The organism is Aeromonas sp. 5HA1 (assembly GCF_029237245.1).
GTDB classification, from domain to species: Bacteria; Pseudomonadota; Gammaproteobacteria; order Enterobacterales; family Aeromonadaceae; genus Aeromonas; species Aeromonas salmonicida.
Genome location: NZ_JAACFW010000048.1, coordinates 1 through 1,013, shown reverse-complemented (window position 1 = coordinate 1,013; position 1,013 = coordinate 1). Strand labels below are relative to the sequence as shown.

Below are 1,013 nucleotides of genomic sequence, written 5' to 3'. Positions count from 1 at the left end.
ACCATTCCACTAACTTCCAAGAAACTTAAGGGCTAATCCCCGTTCGCTCGCCGCTACTGAGGGAATCTCGGTTGATTTCTTTTCCTCGGGGTACTTAGATGTTTCAGTTCTCCCGGTTCGCCTCGTTACACTATGTATTCATGCAACGATACCCAAGTTATCTTGGGTGGGTTTCCCCATTCGGAAATCTGTGAGTAATAGCGTCTCTTACCGACTTCTCACAGCTTATCGCAGGTTAGTACGTCCTTCATCGCCTCTGACTGCCAAGGCATCCACCATGTACGCTTAGTCACTTAACCATACAACCCCAAGAAGTGTCGTCGAAACGACGCGACTTGTTGCTGTACAACAAGGACCAAAATAAAATTTGGTTTTCGCCAAGAAGTTTCCAAAGCACTTGTAACAAATGTTTGAGAACTACTTTTTAAATCAGCTTTCCAGATTGTTAAAGAGCATGTTTGCAACGGTCATCGACCGAAGAAAACAGACATAAACACGTATGCTTATGTCTGCATTCTTGTTAGCAAGAAGAGAAGTGGCGTCCCCTAGGGGATTCGAACCCCTGTTACCGCCGTGAAAGGGCGGTGTCCTAGGCCTCTAGACGAAGGGGACGAAAATCATGTTTTGCGAAGGTAACTTCGCAATGATTTTCGTAAAGGCGATGTGCCGAGCCGGCGAGGCCGAGCGACATGTCGTCTTTAGCGCAGCTCGTTGTTATCGCTAACTCTGAATTGGGTAGCAACTTGCGCCGCTATTCACATCCCAACCCAACGAACGGGCTTCTCTCGTTTGGCTTTCACCAAACAAGCACTGACGCTTGCGCATCAGGTCTTTGCTCTAACTACTTTGAATCAAGGCAATCTGTGTGAACACTCAACAACTTCGACATCTTAAGGTAAGGAGGTGATCCAACCCCAGGTTCCCCTAGGGTTACCTTGTTACGACTTCACCCCAGTCATGAATCACACCGTGGTAAACGCCCTCCCGAAGGTTAAGCTATCTACTTCTGGTGC

Annotated in this window: 1 tRNA gene and 2 rRNA genes; all 3 read right to left on the bottom strand. The window is 47.7% G+C overall.

Features of this window, described 5'->3' with window-relative positions:
- Nucleotides 1-299 (bottom strand): 23S ribosomal RNA (locus GWQ27_RS22170); the annotation flags it as partial.
- A gap of 237 nt (nucleotides 300-536) precedes the next feature.
- A tRNA-Glu gene (locus GWQ27_RS22165) sits at nucleotides 537-612 on the bottom strand.
- A 284-nt stretch (nucleotides 613-896) separates the two neighbouring features.
- Nucleotides 897-1,013, bottom strand: a 16S ribosomal RNA gene (locus GWQ27_RS22160); the annotation flags it as partial.